Origin of the sequence: Paenibacillus sp. GCM10023250 (genome assembly GCF_042653205.1) — a bacterium.
Lineage (GTDB): Bacteria > Bacillota > Bacilli > Paenibacillales > Paenibacillaceae > Paenibacillus_Z.
In genome coordinates this window covers 48,246-66,722 of the sequence record NZ_JBHSHY010000026.1, presented here as the reverse complement: position 1 = coordinate 66,722, position 18,477 = coordinate 48,246, and the positions used below count along the sequence as shown (strand labels likewise).

12 protein-coding genes are annotated in these 18,477 nt (G+C 63.4%); 8 read left to right on the top strand and 4 right to left on the bottom strand.

Annotated features, from left to right (window positions below):
* Positions 1 to 427 precede the first annotated feature (427 nt).
* On the bottom strand, positions 428 to 958 hold the full coding sequence (locus ACFPB1_RS18990) for a stalk domain-containing protein (protein WP_379227684.1): 531 nt from the start codon (positions 956 to 958) through the stop codon (positions 428 to 430).
* 146 nt (positions 959 to 1,104) lie between these two features.
* Here ACFPB1_RS18990 and ACFPB1_RS18985 point away from each other — a divergent pair, with 146 nt between their 5' ends.
* A complete protein-coding gene (locus ACFPB1_RS18985) occupies positions 1,105 to 2,820 on the top strand; it encodes a PQQ-binding-like beta-propeller repeat protein (RefSeq protein ID WP_379227683.1) in 1,716 nt (571 codons plus the stop codon).
* Between the two features lie 298 nt (positions 2,821 to 3,118).
* Here the strand turns inward: ACFPB1_RS18985 and ACFPB1_RS18980 are convergent, their stop codons facing one another.
* A complete protein-coding gene (locus tag ACFPB1_RS18980; RefSeq protein ID WP_379227682.1) occupies positions 3,119 to 3,751 on the bottom strand; it encodes a ThuA domain-containing protein in 633 nt (210 codons plus the stop codon).
* 14 nt (positions 3,752 to 3,765) lie between these two features.
* A complete protein-coding gene (locus ACFPB1_RS18975; protein WP_379227681.1) occupies positions 3,766 to 4,491 on the bottom strand; it encodes an SDR family NAD(P)-dependent oxidoreductase in 726 nt (241 codons plus the stop codon).
* A gap of 417 nt (positions 4,492 to 4,908) precedes the next feature.
* Here ACFPB1_RS18975 and ACFPB1_RS18970 point away from each other — a divergent pair, with 417 nt between their 5' ends.
* A complete protein-coding gene (locus tag ACFPB1_RS18970; protein ID WP_379227680.1) occupies positions 4,909 to 6,129 on the top strand; it encodes a GTP-binding protein in 1,221 nt (406 codons plus the stop codon).
* Positions 6,130 to 6,189: 60 nt separating this feature from the next.
* Here ACFPB1_RS18970 and ACFPB1_RS18965 read toward each other — a convergent pair whose 3' ends face one another.
* Positions 6,190 to 7,359: a hypothetical protein gene (locus ACFPB1_RS18965; protein WP_379227679.1), complete on the bottom strand. Its 1,170-nt coding sequence runs from the start codon at positions 7,357 to 7,359 to the stop codon at positions 6,190 to 6,192.
* Positions 7,360 to 8,195: 836 nt separating this feature from the next.
* On the opposite strand from ACFPB1_RS18965, the gene ACFPB1_RS18960 reads away from it, so the two are divergent.
* From ACFPB1_RS18960 to ACFPB1_RS18935, 6 genes are all read left to right on the top strand, one after another.
* Positions 8,196 to 10,421, top strand: a complete 2,226-nt coding sequence (locus ACFPB1_RS18960; RefSeq protein ID WP_379227678.1) for an ABC transporter ATP-binding protein — start codon at positions 8,196 to 8,198, stop codon at positions 10,419 to 10,421.
* Positions 10,418 to 10,975, top strand: coding sequence for a DUF1854 domain-containing protein (locus ACFPB1_RS18955; RefSeq protein WP_379227677.1), 558 nt, complete (start codon positions 10,418 to 10,420; stop codon positions 10,973 to 10,975). Before ACFPB1_RS18960 ends, ACFPB1_RS18955 begins: the two co-directional genes overlap by 4 nt.
* Before the next feature lie 35 nt (positions 10,976 to 11,010).
* Positions 11,011 to 13,239 (top strand): ABC transporter ATP-binding protein, encoded by a 2,229-nt coding sequence (locus ACFPB1_RS18950; protein ID WP_379227676.1) that lies wholly within the window; start codon positions 11,011 to 11,013, stop codon positions 13,237 to 13,239.
* 78 nt (positions 13,240 to 13,317) lie between these two features.
* Positions 13,318 to 15,033: a response regulator gene (locus ACFPB1_RS18945; RefSeq protein ID WP_379227675.1), complete on the top strand. Its 1,716-nt coding sequence runs from the start codon at positions 13,318 to 13,320 to the stop codon at positions 15,031 to 15,033.
* Positions 15,034 to 15,051: 18 nt separating this feature from the next.
* Positions 15,052 to 16,851, top strand: a complete 1,800-nt coding sequence (locus ACFPB1_RS18940; protein WP_379227674.1) for a histidine kinase — start codon at positions 15,052 to 15,054, stop codon at positions 16,849 to 16,851.
* 66 nt (positions 16,852 to 16,917) lie between these two features.
* Entirely contained in the window at positions 16,918 to 18,333 is a 1,416-nt protein-coding gene (locus ACFPB1_RS18935) for an ABC transporter substrate-binding protein (protein WP_379227673.1), read from the top strand.
* The last annotated feature ends 144 nt before the right edge of the window (positions 18,334 to 18,477 follow it).

Sequence of the window (18,477 nt, the reverse complement as noted above, 5' to 3'; positions counted from 1 at the left end):
ACGGGCCGCGTGCAGAACTGGGGACAAATCCTCCTCCAGCTCTCCGTCTTCTTCCCGGATCGTATTGGCCAGCATTTACGTTAAGGATTCACTGTACGTGAGTTTACACAAAATTCTTGACAGACCCTCTCCATACGCTTAACGATCAACGCCTAAGGTCAGATGACCCTCCGCATGGCCGAGTCCTACATATAATAAGGGTACAGTAGGTATCACCCGAAGCCTTATTTCATAGCTCCATCGTGATTCTACCCCTTGAAAACTCTTATCTTTGACGCTATTTTAATGTCACTTTCACGCACTTTTACATTAGTGCGATTACTTATCAGCCCAGTCCTTATCCATAGCTAAACACAAACTATACCTACAATAATAAAAAAGCCTCGCTTTTAATCAAGTGAGGCCCTTAATATTTTACATAACTTACTCAATTGAAATCTATGAACACATGTTCAATAGAATCTTTTCCTCCATATATGCTGTCGATGTAAGATATGCCGAGGAAACTTAGTTTTTGAGCCCAAGCACTTTCTTCTGAATTTGGTTCATAGTCACCATATCGATCAAATATCTGGTTGAGATAAACCATATCAACGTAAGTTCTTCCATCTTTAAATGTGAACCATTTCTTAGGCCACATAATTAGATTTTTTGAACCAGTGATATCCTTTGAACTAAACACCAACTGTCTTCCATTTCTAACAACTGCGGCAGTCTTTGTTTTACTATTCCAAGTTATTTGGTTTGCGGTTCTCTCGAATATGAATCGGACTGGAATTAAATTATTTTCATAAGTTTTTTTTGTATTTGTTTTATTATAACTTACGATTACCTCCGTTGAACGGTTTGCCTCAAATTTCTCTTTTGCCCGTTGTTCAAGATCATCTGAACTGGCAAAAGCAGAATTAATACAAACCATACTCAAGGCAACAACTATTGCTCCAACCTTCACTTTCACAATCCTCGCCTCCGAGTAGTGTGCGTATATAAGACAGACGGCAGGAATTCAGTGAAAGTTGCATTTATCGCTCCATTGTAACTTTCTGGTAAGACCAATCGTCTGAGAGAGGGATCAAGCCGAATGACCGATGGGAGGAATCGAACATGAACATGCGCATGTGGAAATCCGCCGCGCTGGGGCTGCTGGCGGCCGGCACGCTCTTGTCGTCGCTCGGCGCCGCGGGCGCAGCTTCGGCGCAAGCGTCCGGCGCTCCGAGCTACAGCCTGGACACGCCGTACAGCTTCGAAAACCTGGTGCCGGCGGCCAAGCCGCTGTGGAGCGCCGAGCTCGACCGGCCGTCCGCGACCGATCGCGCGCTGTACCCGCCTGCCGTCGGAGGCGGCAGCCTCTATTACGTCAAGGACGGCGCGCTGCTCGCGCGGAGCGCCTCGACCGGCAGGACGCTCTGGTCGTTCGGCGCCAAGCTGCAGCCGGGCTCGGCGGTCGTCGCCGGCAGCTTCGTCTACGCGGGAGGGACCGACGGCAGCGTGTACCGGGTGAATCCGGCGACCGGCAAGGGAGCGCGCATCTATCGGGCGAAGGAGAACGCGCCCGTCTCGCTGACGCCCGACGGGACGATGCTGTATGCGTCCGCGGGCGGCAGGATGACCGCGATCGATTTGGCAACCGGCAAGGCGAAATGGACGGCGGCGGCGAGCGGCCAGGGCGCCCCGATCGTGCTGGCGGACAAGCTGCTCTTCGGGACATGGGAGTCCGGGGCGATCACGGTAAATGTGTTCTACGCGGTCGACAAGGCGACGGGCAAGACGCTCTGGAGGCTGGAGGGCAGTCACAACGCGCTGCTGAAGGCCGACGGCAACCAGCTGTATTTCAGCGACGACTGGCCGCGCAACGATACGTCGGCCTATGTCGCCGCGATCGACGTCGTGGACGGCCGGACGGGGAAGATCACCGGCAGCTTGTCGTTCGTGCCCGTGAAGGCGGGAACCGATCCGCTGGTTCAAGCTCCGCGGCATGTCGGCATCGACGGCGACGATGTCTACGTGACGACGTTCGATAACGAGACGTACCGGTGCAGCCTGACCGCGGACCCGTCGATCGCGCGGCCCGAGCCGATCGCGGCGGGCGCGGAATTCGCCGCGGGCCCGTATAACGGGAAGCTATTCTTTAAAGGCTTCGGCGGCATGGGCGTGGACGGCCGGAAGCTGTTCGATCGCACGCAGGTGTATTACCAGGGGCTGGACAATCCCGCGAGCCGCATCGACTTCGCCGGCACCGGCATGTTCGTCGGCCAGACGGACGGGGAACTGTACGCGCTGAATGTGGCCACCGGCAAGGCGCTGTTCCGGTACCGGACGGACGCGCGGGCGTACGGACCGTTCCAGGTCAGCGGCGGCGTGCTGCTCGCGCAGGCCGAGGATCGGCTGTACGCGTTCCGGCTGCCGGCCGAGCTGCTGCGGCCGGCCGGTCCCGGAACGGATGGGGCGTTCGCGAAGGCGGACGCCGTCCTCAGCGTCGACGGGCAGAAGCGGCCGGTTACGTCGAGCATGATGACGCTGGGGAACCGAATGTTCGTGCCGGTGCGCTTCCTGACCGAGACGCTCGGGGCGAAGGCCGCCTACGACGCGGCGGCGAAGCGGACGACGATCGTCTACGGCGAACGCAGCTTCGTGCTTGCCGCGGGCTTGGCGTATGCCGTCGCAGGCGGCAAGCAGACGCCGCTGACGTTCGCGCCGGCGACGCTGAACGGCACGCTGTACGTCCCGGTCGCCGACGCCGGCCGGCTGCTCGGCATCGGCATCTCCTGGGACGGGGGCTCGCGCACGGTCGTCGTCACGACGAAGACGCAGGCAGGCTGACCCGGCAGACGTACGCGGTGCGCGCCGCCAGGAAAAGCCTGCCCGTAAGCGGGCGCAGCGCTTCGCGAAGCCGCGATCGGCGCCGTGAGGAATAGCCGCGCGAGGCAAGCGCAAGAGCCGTACCGCAAGCGAATTCGCTTGCGGTACGGCTCTTTTTAACGCTGTCCCCATTCTCGTCCCGCGCCATCGGGCGACCCCGGCGAAGGTCCGCCGCCGACCGCGCTTCACCGGGCAGCGCGTCCGCCTCTGCTGCCTGTGTCCGTCTTCCGTCAAGCGCGCGCCTGCCGCCCGCATTCGTCTACCGCCCGCACGCCCACCGCGCGCCGTTCAGCAGCAGCCGGCGGTACGGCTCGGGCCGGAAGGACGGGGCGTGGTGGCCCGGCTGCAGGTAGACGACCCGGCCGAGGCCGTAGCGTCGCGCCCAGCCCGCCGGGCAGCGCTCGCCCTCGAAGTCGAAGGCGAGGAACACGTCCAGCTCGGCCAGCGGATCGAGCTCGAACCGGTACGGCTCCTCCTCGAGCGGGAATTCGCCGACGCCGTCCGTTATCGGATGCTCCGCCGCGGGGCGGTAGACGAGCGGCTGATAAGGCGGATGCCCGGTGAACCGGGCGCCGATCAGCTGCCGCAGCTCCGGGCTGCGCTGGAACGAGAGGCCGTTATGCACGACGAGCAGCCCGCCGCCGCCCGCGACGTAGCGCAGCAGGCCTGCTGCCTGCGCGGCCGTCGGCGTCCGGTCCCAGCAGTCCGCGTACGAGATGCACAGCGGATGCTCCGCTTGATCGAGCCGGCTTAAAGCGTCGTAATCCTCGGTCGCCTCCAGCCGGAATTCGGGGCCGAGCGCGGTCTCCAGCCCGGCGCGCGCCGGCTCCAGCGGATGCCACGGCGCCGCCGCATAGTCGCCGAGCAGCAGCGTGCGTATAGGTGCGTTCATGTTCATCGTCCTCCTCACCAGGGCAGCTCGCGGCCGGTATCCGCTTCGAGGTACAAGGGCAGCTCGCGCAGCTCGCCGCCGCGTTCCGCGATGCGGGCGAGCAGCTGCGCGGCCGCTTCCCGCGGCGTGTACGTGCCGGCGTCGTTCCACGTGCCGCTCATCGACGTCTTCACCCAGCCGGGGTGAAGCAGCAGCACGCGGCCGCCATCCGGGCGGATCTTGTGGTGCACGATGGTCGAGCCCATGTTGAGCGCGGCCTTGGCCATGCAGTAGCCGAACCAGGCGTCGCGGTAGCTCTGGCCGATGCTGCCGGCCTCGGACGAGATGTTCGCGATCAGCTTGCCGCCGTTCATGACGGGCGCGAGCAGCGCGTTCGCCATGCGGATCGCGCCGAGCGCGGTGACGTTGTACACCCGCTGCATGTCGGCGAAGTCGAGCGCGTCCGCGACGGTGCTGCCGGTGTCGCCGAGCAACGCGGCGTTGTTGATCAGCAGGTCCAGCTCGGGCGTCAGCGCGGCAAGCCGCTCCGCAAACGCTTTCACGCTGTCGTCGCTTCCGACGTCCAGGCGGGAGGCATGCAGCCGGTTTGGGTATCGCGCCGCCAGCCGTTCCAGCTCGGGATTGGGGTGGACGAGACCGCCCGCGTAGACGGTACTACCCGATTCCAGCAGGGCAATCGCCAGTTCCAGCCCGATTCCGCGATCGGTGCCGGTAATGCAAACGTGCCGGTAGTGCGGCATAAACAGTCCCTCCAAAGGTTGGAATTAAGGATGCCGTGCTTCTCGCGCAATCGCTTCGTTGTCTAAGCCCATTATAGAGGCGCGGCGGCGAGGCGGCAATCCGTCCGGGCGAACAAGTCTTGGCGCGAACAAGTATCGGCGTTCTGGGCGCAATTGCCCGGGCTGCACCCGCAATTGCGCGGCGAGCCTCCCTTGCCCGGAGAGCCAATATTCGGCAGCGGCTGTATTGAGGTTGACGCGACGGGCGGCGCCTGTTAGGATTTAATAGTAATTATTACGATTAAGGCGACGAAAGAAGAGCGGCGATCCTTCCCGCCTTTACCCGCCGTCCCGATCGAATAATGACGCGCATGCTCGCGCCGCGGCGAATGCATGTCTCTAGATCGTAAAATTTACATACGAAAGCAGGGATAACCCATGAACCAACCGACCCTCGAACGCCGAATCCCGGTCACCGTCCTGAGCGGGTACCTCGGCTCCGGCAAGACGACGCTGCTGAACCATGTGCTGCATAACCGCGACGGCCTCCGCGTGGCCGTTATCGTCAATGATCTGAGCGAGGTGAACATCGATGCCGCGCTCGTCAAGGACGGCGGCGGGCTGTCGCGGACGGAGGAGAAGCTGGTGGAGCTGTCCAACGGCTGCATCTGCTGCACGCTGCGCGAGGATTTGCTGCGGGAGGCGGAGCAGCTCGCGAAGGACGGGCGCTTCGACTATATCCTGATCGAATCGACGGGCGTGGGCGAACCGGTGCCCGTCGCGCAAACCTTCACGTACGTGGACGAGGAACAGGGCATCGACCTGTCCCGGTACTGCCGGCTCGACTGCATGGTGACGGTCGTGGACGCGTACCGGTTCTGGCACGATTACTCCTCCGGCGAATCGCTGCTCGCCCGCGGCCAGCACGTCGGCGAAGACGATACGCGGGAGGTCGTCGATCTGCTGATCGACCAGATCGAATTTTGCGACGTGCTCGTGCTGAACAAATGCGACCTGATGAACGAGACGGAACTGGCGGAGCTCGAGGGCGTGCTGCGGAAGCTCCAGCCGCGGGCGAAGCTGATCCGCGCCAGCCATGGACGCGTGGCCCCGTCGGGTATTCTGAACACGGGCTTGTTCGACTTCGAGGCGGCCAGTCTGTCGGCCGGCTGGATCCGCGAGATGGAGAAGCCGCAGCACGTGCCGGAGACGGAGGAATACGGCATCGCGTCGTTCGTCTACGAGCGGATACGGCCCTTCCACCCCGAACGCCTGTACCGCTGGATGAGCCGCTGGCCGGAGGAGGTCGTGCGGGCGAAAGGCATCGTCTGGCTCGCCACCCGGAGCGCGATGGCCCAAAGCCTGAGCCAGGCGGGGCCGTCCATTCATTTCGGCCCGTCGGGCTATTGGATCGCAGCGCTGCCCGAAGCGGTGCGGCGGGCGATCCTGCAGGAGGAGCCGGAGGCTGCCGCGCGGTGGGATGCGGAGTACGGCGACCGGATCAACAAGCTCGTCTTCATCGGTATCGGCATGGACCGGACGGGCATCAGCCGCGGGCTCGACGCGTGCCTGCTGACCGATGCGGAGATGGAGCGGGACTGGAGCCGGTTCGCGGACCGGCTGCCGAACGCGGCGCCGGAGCAGTCCGGCCTGCATTAAGAAAAAAGCCGGCCCGCCGATATTCGGCGGACCGGCTTCTTCTTCGTCCAATCCCGGCGCCTACGGCCGCACGGCGTACAGCGATCCGCCGCTGACGCGGTACCAGACGCCGTACCGGGCGGACGCGTCGCCGCTGCCGGCGAAGGTATGCTCCCGGTACTGGTAGGCGGACGGGCCTCCGGCCGTGCTGACGACCTTGTCCGCCTGGGTATCGTACAGCTCCGACTTGCCGTTGAACGTGAACGCGACGGTGCCGTCGGGGGCCAGCTCGTCGATGCGCAGCTGCGTGGCGGAGAAGGACCAGCCCGCCGGGCCTTCGAATACCGTCTTCTCCGTTCCTTGCGGCGAACGGACGTACAGGCTCCAGCTGTTCGGCTCTTTATGGTACGCCGTATAGGCGATCCAGCCGCCGTTCAGCCGGTAATCGTCGTTCGGGACGTAATAGTTGCCCTTCGCCCATGGGTTCAAGGCCAGCGTCGTCGTGGCCCCGTCGGCCCCGCGCAGGCGCAGCGCCCACTTCATGTCGCGGTAATTGTTCAGTACGACGAGCTCGCGATAGAGGATGCTCGCGCCGTCCGTCAGCGGTCCGTAGTAGCCAAGCGTCCAGCCGTACCACTGCGTCACCTTCGCGGAGGGCGCCGCGAGCTGCTCGGCGCTCCCGTCCGGCTTCGCCCGGAAGAGCGCAAGCGTCTGCAGCGGGCCGCTCGGCGCCGCGTACACGACAGTTCCGCCGGCGGAATCGGCCCTGTCGTAGCCCGGCTCGCGGGCTTGTCCCGCCGCCAGGTCCACTGTATGCTTCGTGAGCACCGCGACCGTGCCGCCATCCGTCACGCGCTTCACGTCCTCGCCGCTTCCGATCGCCGCCGCATGTCCGTTCGACCAGGCATAGACCGTGCTCACGGGCGGCCATACGCCCGAGCGGGTGTTAACGTTATAGACGACGCCCGAGGCGGACAGCTGCGCCGGCCCGACGAGCGTATCGGTGCCGGAGGCGTCGTAGATCTTGACGTCGCCGCCCTTCAGGCGGTCGTGCAGCCAGAGCGCGCTGCCGTCGCTGGCCGCCCATAGGATCCGGGCGGCGTCGAAGTCGCGGATGGTGCCGTCGAAGGCGTTCAGGAGCTGCTCGGACGAAGCGGCATGCGCTTGCGCGGCGCCTGCGGCCTGAGCGGGCAGCAGGCAGAGGGCCGATAGCAGCAGAACCCGTACGAATGGGTTCGAGCGTCGTTTCATATGATTCTCCTCGCTTTTTCGTTGGAATGGGACCGGAACCGGCAGCGGACCTGCTCACCTCCTTCGGATGCCGATCGCCGGAAGCCGGCCGTTGTCGACGTTGTCGATGCTTGGAAGCCTACTGAATACATTCGAGAGCGCTTTCGTTTTTCTTTGCGGCGGTGCGAAATTTTTTTGGAAATGCAACCGCGTCCGGTCCCGGCGCGCCGTAATCTTCCAACACGCAATTGTAACGGGATTGCAATCCGAATTTCAGCTTGTTTTAATCTAAGGCGCCTATAATCAATCTCGACCCCCCTTTAATAATAGAATTGTTGGACCCGCTGCCCGCTGCAGCGGGTCCCTTTTTTTGTCCTCGAAGCATCCGGCAAGCGCGCGGAGCGGCCCTTCGGCGCGCCTCAAATGCGGATGGGAAGAGCTGGAAAAGTAAAGATACCCCACCAAAACCAAAACGAGCCTCATATCGTCCCGACTTCCGCTTCTGTAAGATGGAAGGAAAGCATGCGCCGCGAAGGCGGAAGGACGGCCTATCCGTCATCGCTCCCGCGCCCCGCTAGAAAATTCAGCCATTCTTTAAAAAAATCATGGTGGCGACGCGGCATTTTTTATATATTGAATATGATGAATATTTATGGAGGGGATGGAAGAAACAGGCGCCCGCGGAGGGCGGCTGCGCAGGATAGACCGATTCCGGCGCGGCGGCAACGGTTTTCGTTTTTCAGCACTGAAATCGCTTTCAAATCTTATTTTCGAAAGAGCTGATCGCTATTCTGACCCCTGAATTAAGCGCCATACTGAAGCAGCGCGGCATCGAGCGGGACGATATCGTCTACGCGATGGTTTGCGACCGGACGGCCGGCGGCGCGTTTCTGGACACGCATCTGATCTTGACCGGCGATCGGCTCCTGATCGCGGCCAGTCTGGATGAGCCGGCCACGGAAAAAACGTACAAGGGTTACGCGGCGGGCAAGCCGGGCCGGCAGGAACACGCCCGGCCGGGCGGAGCCGCCGGCTGGTCGGTGGAGGCAATCGGCCTCGACCGGGTCGAATCGCTCGCCGTCGTCAATCTCGTCGCCTCCGGCATGATCGTCCTCCGGGCGGAGGAGGAACGCGCCGTGGCGGCCTTCACGAACGGCGAGATGGGCCGGGCGGCGCGCTTCGTCTCCGCCTTCGAGAAGCTGAAGAAGGGCGAGCCGCTCGACGAGCTGCAGCTGCACGAGGAGCACGGCCAGGCGGCGTGCCCGAAGTGCGGCATGCTTTATCCCGAGGAAGGCCGGCAGGTCTGCCCGAAATGCATGAAGAAGCATGCCATCTTCGCCCGGCTGCTCGCCTTCGCGGGGAATTACCGGAGCTCCCTCGTCCTGATCGTGCTGTTCATGCTGCTCAACTCGGGCACCAGCCTCGTCATCCCTTACCTGCAGGGCACCGTGCTGATCGACCAGGGGCTGGGCGGGGAAGGCCCGTTCGCGCACCGGATCGGCCTCATCGTCGCGCTCATCATCGGATTCCGGACGCTGGCGCTCCTGTTCGGCGTGCTGTACGGCGTCATCAACGCGAAGATGTCGGCCAACATCGCCTTCGATCTGAAAGCGAGCGTGTTCTCGGCCATGCAGCGGCTGTCGCTCAGCTTCTTCCAGCGCAAGCAGACCGGCCAGCTGATGACCCGCGTGAACAACGACGCGACGGAGCTGCAGTACTTCTTCGTCGACGGCATGTCCTACTTCATCGTCAACGCGATGAACATCGTCGGCATCACCGTCGTCCTGCTCGCGCTGGATTGGAAGCTGACGCTGCTCTGCTACATCCTGCTGCCGGTCGTCGTCGTCCTCGTCCGCAAGTCGTTTCCGCGGCTGTGGCGGCTGTCGTGGCGCCGGCACCGGTCGATCAGCCGGATGAACGCCATCATCAGCGACACCATCCGCGGCACGCGGGTGGTCAAGGCGTTCGGCAAGGAGCAGAAGGAAATCGAACGGTTCCATACGGCCAACCAGGCGTATTCCCACGCGGATCAATCGTTCAACAAGTTCGGCGGCACGGTGTTCCCGGTGCTGAACATCCTGACGCAGGCCGGCGGCATCCTGATCTGGTCGTTCGGCGGCTGGATGGTCATGGGCGGGACGATCTCGTTCGGCAAAGTGCTGACCTTCGTCAGCTACATGCACATGCTGTACGGACCGATCCAGTTCATGAACAACATCGTCAGCTGGTGGTCGTACTGCATGTCCGCCGCGCAGCGCATCTTCGAGATCCAGGACGCGGTGCCCGAGGTGTCCGAGAAGCCGGATGCCGTGCACCTCGAGCGGATGCGCGGGGAGATCGAAGTCGCGAACGTCGTCTTCGGGTACGAGCCGAACAAGCCTATCCTGAAGCAGGTCTCGATGCGCGCGAAGCCGGGGCAGATGATCGGCGTCGTCGGGCACTCGGGCGCCGGCAAGTCGACGCTCGTCAATCTCATCTCGCGCCTGTACGACGTGTCCGAAGGCGAAGTGCGCATCGACGGCATCAACGTCAAGGAGCTGTCCTCGGCGTCGCTGCGCGGCAACATCGGCATCGTCTCGCAGGACGTGTACGTATTCTCCGGCAGCATCGCGGAGAACATCGCCTACGCCAATCCGGACTGCAGCCTGGAGGATATCCTCTACGCGGCCAATGTCGCGCACGCCCACGACTTCATCATGAAGCTGCCGGACGGATACGATACGATCGTCGGCACCGGCGGGCACAACCTGTCCGGCGGCGAGAAGCAGCGGCTGTCCATCGCGCGCGCGGTGCTGCACAATCCGCGCATCCTCATCCTCGACGAGGCGACCGCTTCGCTGGATACCGAGACGGAGCTGCACATTCAGGCGGCGCTGGACGCGCTCGTCAAGGGCCGGACGACGATCGCCATCGCGCACCGGCTGTCGACGCTCCGCAACGCCGATTATCTGCTCGTCATGGACAACGGGAAAGTGGTGGAGAGCGGAACGCACGAAGAGCTTATGAAGCGCGAAGGCGCGTATTGCGACCTCGTGAAGAAGCATGACGAGGCGCTCAAAATGAACGAGGTGATCTCTGCATGACGACCGATGCGGGCGCTTCCCGAGCGGAAGCGGCGAAGACGGAGGCGGCTTCCGAGCTGTCGGACGCCGCGAGTATCCATTACCTGACCGACGACAACGCGTCGTTCGAGAAGACCGAGGGCGGGATGCTCTCCGTTCTCGCGGACGGCGAGATGCATCCGGCGGTGTACGTCCATTGTTCCTTTCCGCATACGAACCGGCGGATCTATCTGTCGATCCGGACCATCGAGAACAAGGAGATCGGCATGATCCGCGATCTGGACGAATTTCCGCCGGAGACCGCGCGGCTGCTGGAGGAGCAGATTCAAATCCGGTATTTCGCGCCCGAGATCACGCGGGTGGTCGCCGTGAAGGAAGAATTCGGCTACGCCTACTGGGAGGCGGAGACGACGGCGGGCTTGTGCCGCTTCACCGTGCGCGGCGGGGGCGGCCATACGAAGCTGATCGGCGCGGGACGCCTGCTCGTCACCGACGTGGACGGCAACCGGTTCGTCATCCCGGATCTCGCCCGCCTGAGCGACAGGGAATACCGGATGGTCGAAACGAGCATGTAAGCCAAAGCGGCTGGACAAAGGGGAGTAGCTTCCGCATGAATCTCAATTTCAAGCTGGCCGAAGCGGATCGGGCCGCGGCGCAAGAAGCCGTCGGGCCGATCCGGTACTGCGTGCCCGCCGACTTATCGCTGACCGGCCGACGGATGCCGGGCTTCCTGGTCATCGGGGACGAGAGCTGGGCGTACGTCGAGGACGGGCGCGCGCTGGAATGCCGTCCGATCGCGGCCGGAACCGCCTACAAGATCGTGCCGCTCATCGGCAGCGCGGTGCTCGAGGCCGAGATCGACGGAACCAAACGGATTCTCGTCCGCGTCACGATGCAGCATGCGGCGCGGTACGGCTTCATCGCTCAAATTCTGAACGACCTGGCGGCCAAACGGCCGATCCGGATCTTCAATAACGAAGAGGAGGCGGTCTGCGCCAAGTGCGGCGGCCCGCTCATTACCGGCACACGCGTCTGCCCGACCTGCACGAACAAAGCGGCCGCGCTCAAGCGGCTGCTCGCGGTGTCGGGCGGACATTGGAAGATGCTGACGCTCGGCGTCGCCGTGCTGTTCGCGTCGTCGGGCATCGCGCTGGCCGGTCCGCATTTCCAGAAGCTGCTCATCAACGCCGCCCTGCAGCCGCCGGCGGGCGAGAGCCCGGACAAGGGGATGTTCTTCCTCGGAATCGCGGGCATGCTGGCCGTGCTCGTGTTCGGCGAGCTGCTCGCGATCTCGAAGAGCCGGATCATGGCCGGCGTCAGCTCGGGCATCGCGGCGGATTTGCGCAAGATGGTGTTCGACAAGACGCAGCAGCTCTCGCTCGGCTTCCTGTCCTCGCAGCGGGCCGGCGACGTCATGAACCGGATCACGTCCGATACCGACCGGATCCGGCATCTCATCCAGGAGCTGTTCACGACGGCCATCTTCCAGCTCATCATGCTGGTCTGCGCCAGCTATCTGCTGTTCCACGCCGATTGGCGGCTGGCGGTCGTCGTGCTGATTCCCGCGCCGCTCGTCGCGATCCTGCACCGGTACATCTGGAAGACGGTGCTGTGGCGGCTCTTCTCGAAGCAGTGGCGGGTGTACGACAAGGCGAATTCGTTCCTGCACGACGTTCTGAGCGGCATTCGCGTCGTGAAGGCGTTCGGGAAGGAAGAGCGCGAGATCAAGCGGTTCCGCGATTATAACGGCGAGTTCGCGGCGGCGTCGGTGAAGGCCGAGAAGCTGTTCAGCATCCTGTCGCCGATCACGAACTATCTCATCGAGCTGGGGCAATACTTCGTGCTGCTGATCGGCTGCGGCATGATTCTCAATAAGCAGATGGACATCGGCGAGCTCATTCAATTCAGCGCATACGCCTCGATGATCTTCGGTCCGATCTCCTGGATGATGTTCCTGCCGCGGTGGGTCGCGAACGCGGCCATCGCCGTCGACCGCGTCTTCTCGGTCATCGACGAGCAGCCGGAGGTGCAGGATACGGAGCATAGCGGCAAGCATGCGATCGGCGGGCATATCGAATTCCGCGACGTCGTCTTTGGCTACAAGACTTACGAGCCCGTGCTGAAAGGGATCAGCTTCGAGGTGAAGCAGGGCGAGATGATCGGCCTCGTCGGCCATTCGGGCTCCGGCAAGTCGACGCTGATCAATCTCGTCTCCCGGTTCTACGACGTCACGGACGGCGCGATTCTGATCGACGGCGTCGACATCCGGTCGATCAAGCAGGAGGAGCTCCGGTCGCAGATCGGCGTCGTGCTGCAGGAGACGTTCCTCTTCACGGGCACGATCATGGATAATATCCGGTATTCCAAGCCGGACGCGACGTACGAGGAGATCATCCAGGCGGCGAAGATCGCCAATGCGCACAGCTTCATTATCAATTTCCCGGACGGGTACGATACGATGCTCGATGAGAACGGCAACAACCTCTCCGGCGGCGAGCGGCAGCGGCTGGCCATCGCGCGGGCGGTGCTCCACAATCCGCGGATTCTGATCCTGGACGAAGCGACCGCCTCCCTCGATATCGATACGGAGACGGCCATTCAGGAAGCGCTGCGGCGGGTGACGCAGAACCGGACGACGATCGCGATCGCGCACCGGCTGTCCACCCTTCGCCACGCCGACCGCCTGCTCGTGCTGGAGAAGGGCGAGGTGGCCGAAGTTGGCACGCACGCGGAGCTGCTCGAGAAGCAGGGCATCTATCACACCCTCATCCACGCGCAGCGCAACATGATGAAGAAGCAGGAGCAGGGAAGCGGCAAGCCCGTGGAGATCACGGCGTAACCGGCCGCTGCGGTTCATGCGGGGACGGGGGTATCGGGCGGACGATAAGTATAAGCGGAACGCGAAGGAGCGATGATGATGCTGAAACTAATGATTGTCGACGACGAGCTCTGGATCCGGGAAGGGTTGAAGCAGACCGTGGATTGGCCGGCGCACGGCATCCGTCTGATCGGCGAAGCCGAGAACGGGAAGCAGGCGCTGGAGCTGGCCGCTTCGGAAGCGCCCGATATCATCCTCTCGGATATCCGGATGCCCGGCATGGACGGGATGGCGCTCATGGAGGAAGCGAAGCGGCGGGGCCTCGATGCGAAAGTGATCCTCATCAGCGGCTTCAGCGACTTCGCCTATGCGCAGAGGGCCGTCCAGCTCGGCGCGTTCGATTATATGCTGAAGCCGATCGAAGAAGACGTGCTGCTGCGCATCATCGACCGCTGCACCGCCGAAATCCTGCAAAAGCGAAAGCTGTCCTCGCGGCTCGATAAGCTGACGGAGCTGGCCCGGGAGAGCGTCCCGCTGGCGAGGCAGAAGCATCTGGAGCTGTGCTTGTCCCGGCCGATGGCCGAGCATGAGCTGCAGCCGATCTGGCGGGCGCTCGACATCGATCTGAACCCCGAACGGCTCGTCGTTCTGACCGCGGTTGTCCACGATTGGGGCGAGCGCGGGCTGAGCGAGCAGGGCTGCGCGCTCATGCGCTATGCCCTGGGCAAGCTCATGGAGGAGACGCTCGCCGAAGAAGGAGGGCGCGCCCTCGCTTGCCCGCTGCAGGAGCATGCTTACGCGGACGTTGCGGTCGTGGCCGAGCCCGGCGCAGCGGCGCCGCCCGGCGAGGGCCCCGCCTTGCGCCAGGCCGCGGAGCGTGCCGCGCAGCGGGCGCAGCAGCTGCTGGGGCTTCGCATCAGCATCGGCGCCAGCGGGACAGCCGACCGCAGGCGGCTGTCCAACGCTTTCAAAGAAGCGCTCGCGAACAACATGGACTATTTCGTGCATGGCGGAGACCGCGTCTTTGCGGGGGCCGGCGGCGGACCTGCGCCCGCCGGCCGATGCGGCGCGAACGGCGGCGGTGCCGATTGCCGCAAAGCTGACGCGCAGCCGGCCGCGCCCAAGGAGCCGGAATCGCCGCGCGACGAGCCCGTCCAAGCCGCGAACCGGGCGGAGCTGTTCGATACGTCCTTGTCCAACCGGATGATTCACGCCCTGCAGCTCTCGGACGGCTGCCGGCTCGCGGCTCTGCTCGACGAACAGCTGGAGCGGCTCCGCGAGTCGGCGAAGCATCATCCCGCTATGAATGTCCGCAGCGAGCTGAACCTGTTCATCGACCTGCTGCTGTCGAAATGGCGGGAGCACGGCATGTCCGACGAGGCCTTGCGCCTGCTCAAGCTGCAGCTGTACCGCTGCCCGCTGCAGGACTGGAAGGCGACGGTGCTGGCGGCGTTCCTGCCGCATCGCGCCGGGGAAGCGGCCGCCAGTCCGTCAACGAAGCGCGCCATCGACAAGGCGCTGCGCTACATCCACGACAATTTCCACCGCGGCATCAGTCTCGGCGACGTCGCCGAAGCCATCTATTTGAACCCCTCGTACTTCAGCCGGATGTTCCACGCGGAAGTCGGAGAGCCGCTCAGCAAGTATCTCATTCGGATGCGAATGGCGAAGGCCAAGGAGCTGCTCGAGCAGACGCCGCTGAAAGTTTATGAAATCGCGGATCTCGTCGGCTACAAGGATTTCCGGCACTTCGTGAAGACCTTCAAGGAATGGGAAGGGATGACCCCCGCCCAATTTCGCAATTACGGCGCTTAAGAATCGGGGGAACGCATCATGCTGAAGATCTTCCGGAGGTCCAATTTCGCCTTGGTCGGCGTCAAGGTGTTCGGCTTCTATGTGGTCAGCATGCTGGTCATCATCACCGTCATGGGCTACTTGTCCTACGACAAATCGGCGGACATCATCGAATCGAAGGTCGGCGGGATGGCGCTGCAGAACGTCCAGCAGATGAGCAAGCGGATCGACGCGATTCTGCAGGGCTACGCCGAGCGCTCGATGCTCGTGGTCGGCAGCCGGGACATCCAGAAGCAGCTGGCCCGCCGGTACGCCAACGAGCTCGAGCGCATCGAGACGAACAATGCCAACGCCGCGTTTCTCGCCAATCTGATCAACGCCCGCAACGACATCGTGAACATTTACCTGCTCGGCGAGCGGGGCGCTTCCTTCCGGTATTCGCCGCGGGATTCCTCCCCGGTCTACAACCCGTACGCGTCCGATTTCTCCAATACCTCCTGGTACCAGCGCATCCGCGAGGCGGACGGCGGCCTGGTGTATTTCGGCATCGGGCAGTCCATGATCCGCGAAGAGGACGCCACGCCCGTCTTTTCCTTCGGCCGGGCCGAACGGGATGTCGATACCGGCGAGCTCGTCGGCGTGCTGCTGTACGAGATGGATGCCGAGGAGATTACGAGCCTGCTGTCGGAGATCGACTACGACGGCTCGGGCATCAACATCCTGATCGACAAGGACGGCGGCATCGTCGGCGACAAGGACGGCATCCTGAACGCGATCCAGTTCGATATGCCCGCGAACCGGTCGCAGCAGGGCATGTTCAGCCGCACCGTGAACGGGGAACAGAAGCTCTTCGTCTACAACCGGATGGATGCCGCGGACTGGACGCTCGTCGGCATGATGCGGGGCACGGACCTGGACAAGGAAGCGCGCAACATCCGCTGGTACATGGTCACGCTCGGCGTGTTCTGCCTGTCGATCGGGATACTGCTCGCCGTGCTGATCGCCTCCTCGGTGCACCGGCCGCTGCACCGGATGATCCGCGCCATGCGCAAAGCCAAGAACGGCGACTTCGACGCGCGCATCGCGGACAAGCGCGAAGACGAATTCGGTTACTTGTTCCTGCACTTCAACGACATGGTCGCCCGCATCAAAGCGCTGATCAACGAGCTGTACGTCCAGAAGCTGCTCGAGCAGGAGCTGCAGCTGAAGATGCTCGGCTCCCAGATCAACGCCCACTTCCTGTATAACACGCTCGACTCCGTGCACTGGATCGCCCGCATCCATAAGGTGGACGACATCAGCACGATGGTGTTCGGCCTGTCCAAATATTTGCGGCTCAGCCTGAGCGAGGGGATGGACGAGGTCCAGATCGGCCGGATCGTGCAGCTGATCGACAGCTATATTCTGATCCAGAAGATCCGCTACCGGGACAAGTTCGCGCTCCATCTGCACGTGGACGAGTCGCTGGCCGATTACCGGGTGCTGAAGTCGATCTTCCAGCCGCTCGTCGAGAATGCCATCTACCATGGGCTGGAGAAGAAGCCGGGGAAGGGCCGGCTCAACGTCTCGTTTCTCCGCGAGGGCGAGTGCCTGAAGTTCACGGTCGTCGACGACGGGCAGGGCATGACGCCGGAGAAGCTCGCCGAGCTGCGGCGCCTGCTGCGCGGCGACGCGGACATCCAGGGCAGCCATTTCGCGCTGCGCAACATCAACGCCCAGATCCGGATTGCCTACGGGGCGCAATACGGCATCGAAATCGAGAGCAGCTACGGGCAGGGCACCAGCGTCGTCTTGACGATTCCGCTCTTGGCGGACAGTCCGGCCAAGCGGACGGGCTGACGCGCCGAAGCGGGACGGACGGAGAGATGCGGGCGGAAACGGGGGGCGCTACGAAGGAGGGATACGATGGTGAAGAAGCTGTTGACGCGCAGCAAGGCGGCGATGCTGCTGCTGCTGCTGATTCTCTTTGCGGCCGGGCCGCTGCTGGAGGCGTGCGACAGGGGACTGCACGGCGGCCGGGTGTCGGGCCTTCCGTCGGACGCGCCGCCATCGGAGGAAGGCGCTAGCGGAAGCGGCGGCCCGGTGACGATCAGCTTTTGGTTTCCGTGGGGCGGCGGGTTCAAGCAAGAGTTCTACGACACGGTCGTGAGGCCGTTCGAGGACGCGAACCCCGATATCAAAGTCGAGCTGACCTTCGTGGAGAATTCGAATAATTCGCAGTCCTCTGAGAAGCTGCTGACCGCCGTTGCGGGCGGCACGGGGCCGGACGTCGCGATGGTCGACCGGTTCATTGTCAGCGAATGGGCGGCCAAGGGCGCGCTGGAGGACGTGACGGAGGAGGCTCGCGCCGAAGGCATCGCCGGGATCTACTATCCCGCCGTCTGGTCGGAGACGCAATACGCCGGAAGGACGTACGCGCTTCCGTGGAACGTCGACACCCGGGCGATGTTCTACAACAAGACGCTGATGAAGCAGGCGGGGCTCGATCCCGAGAAGCCGCCGCAGACCATCGCCGAGCTGGATGCGATGGCGGCGCGCATGTTCAAGACGGGCGCCGCGGGGAAGTTCGATCAGGTCGGCTTCATTCCGTGGCAGGCGCAAGGGTTTCTGTACACGTACGGCTGGGCGTTCGGCGGCGAATGGGAGCGCGGCGGGAAGCTGACGCCGAATGACCCCCGCAACGTGACGGCGCTGGCGTGGATGCAGGGCTACGGCAAGCAATACGGCGCCGGGCAGCTCGCCGCCTTCGCGGACGAGCTGCGGCAGGCCAATCTCCATCCGTTCCTGTCCGGCAGGGTCGGCTTCGTGATCGAGGGCAATTGGCTGCTGAACGACCTCCCGCGCGCGAATTTCGAGTGGGGCGTGGCGCCGATGCCGACGATCGACGGCGGATCCCAAGTAACCTGGGCCGGCGGCTGGTCGTTCGCCATGCCGAAGGGCGCGAAGCACCGGGAGCAGGCATGGCGCTTCATGCGCTTCGTCGCGGGCAAGGAAGGCTCGCTGCTGTGGGCCGGACGGGTGGCGGGCAAGAACGACCTGACGTGCGTCCCGGAAGTGAACGCGCAGCTCGGCCTCGACGCGCAGGAACCGCTGGACGTGTTCGTCAAGCTGCTGCAGCATGCCCGCATCCGGCCGGTGACCCCCGTGGGCGGCTACATGTGGGACGAGCTCGTCCGCGCGCAGAACCTGGCCGTGAAGGGGCAGGGGGATCCGCAGGCGCTGCTCGACGGCGTGAAGCGGCATCTGGACGCGAGGCTCTCCGCCATGGAGAGGAGCCGATCCGTCTCCGGCGGGCCGCTGGGCGACCCTAGGTACGATTAACGAAAGGCGCGCGCGAAGAGGCCGCTCCCGGGTCAAGCACATAGCCCGGGGGCATTTTTTTTGCCTCAGTCGTCATACTTGGTCAAAATACTACACCAAACCTAAAGCCGCTCCCGTTACCGCGCGAACAAATTGCCGCTACAC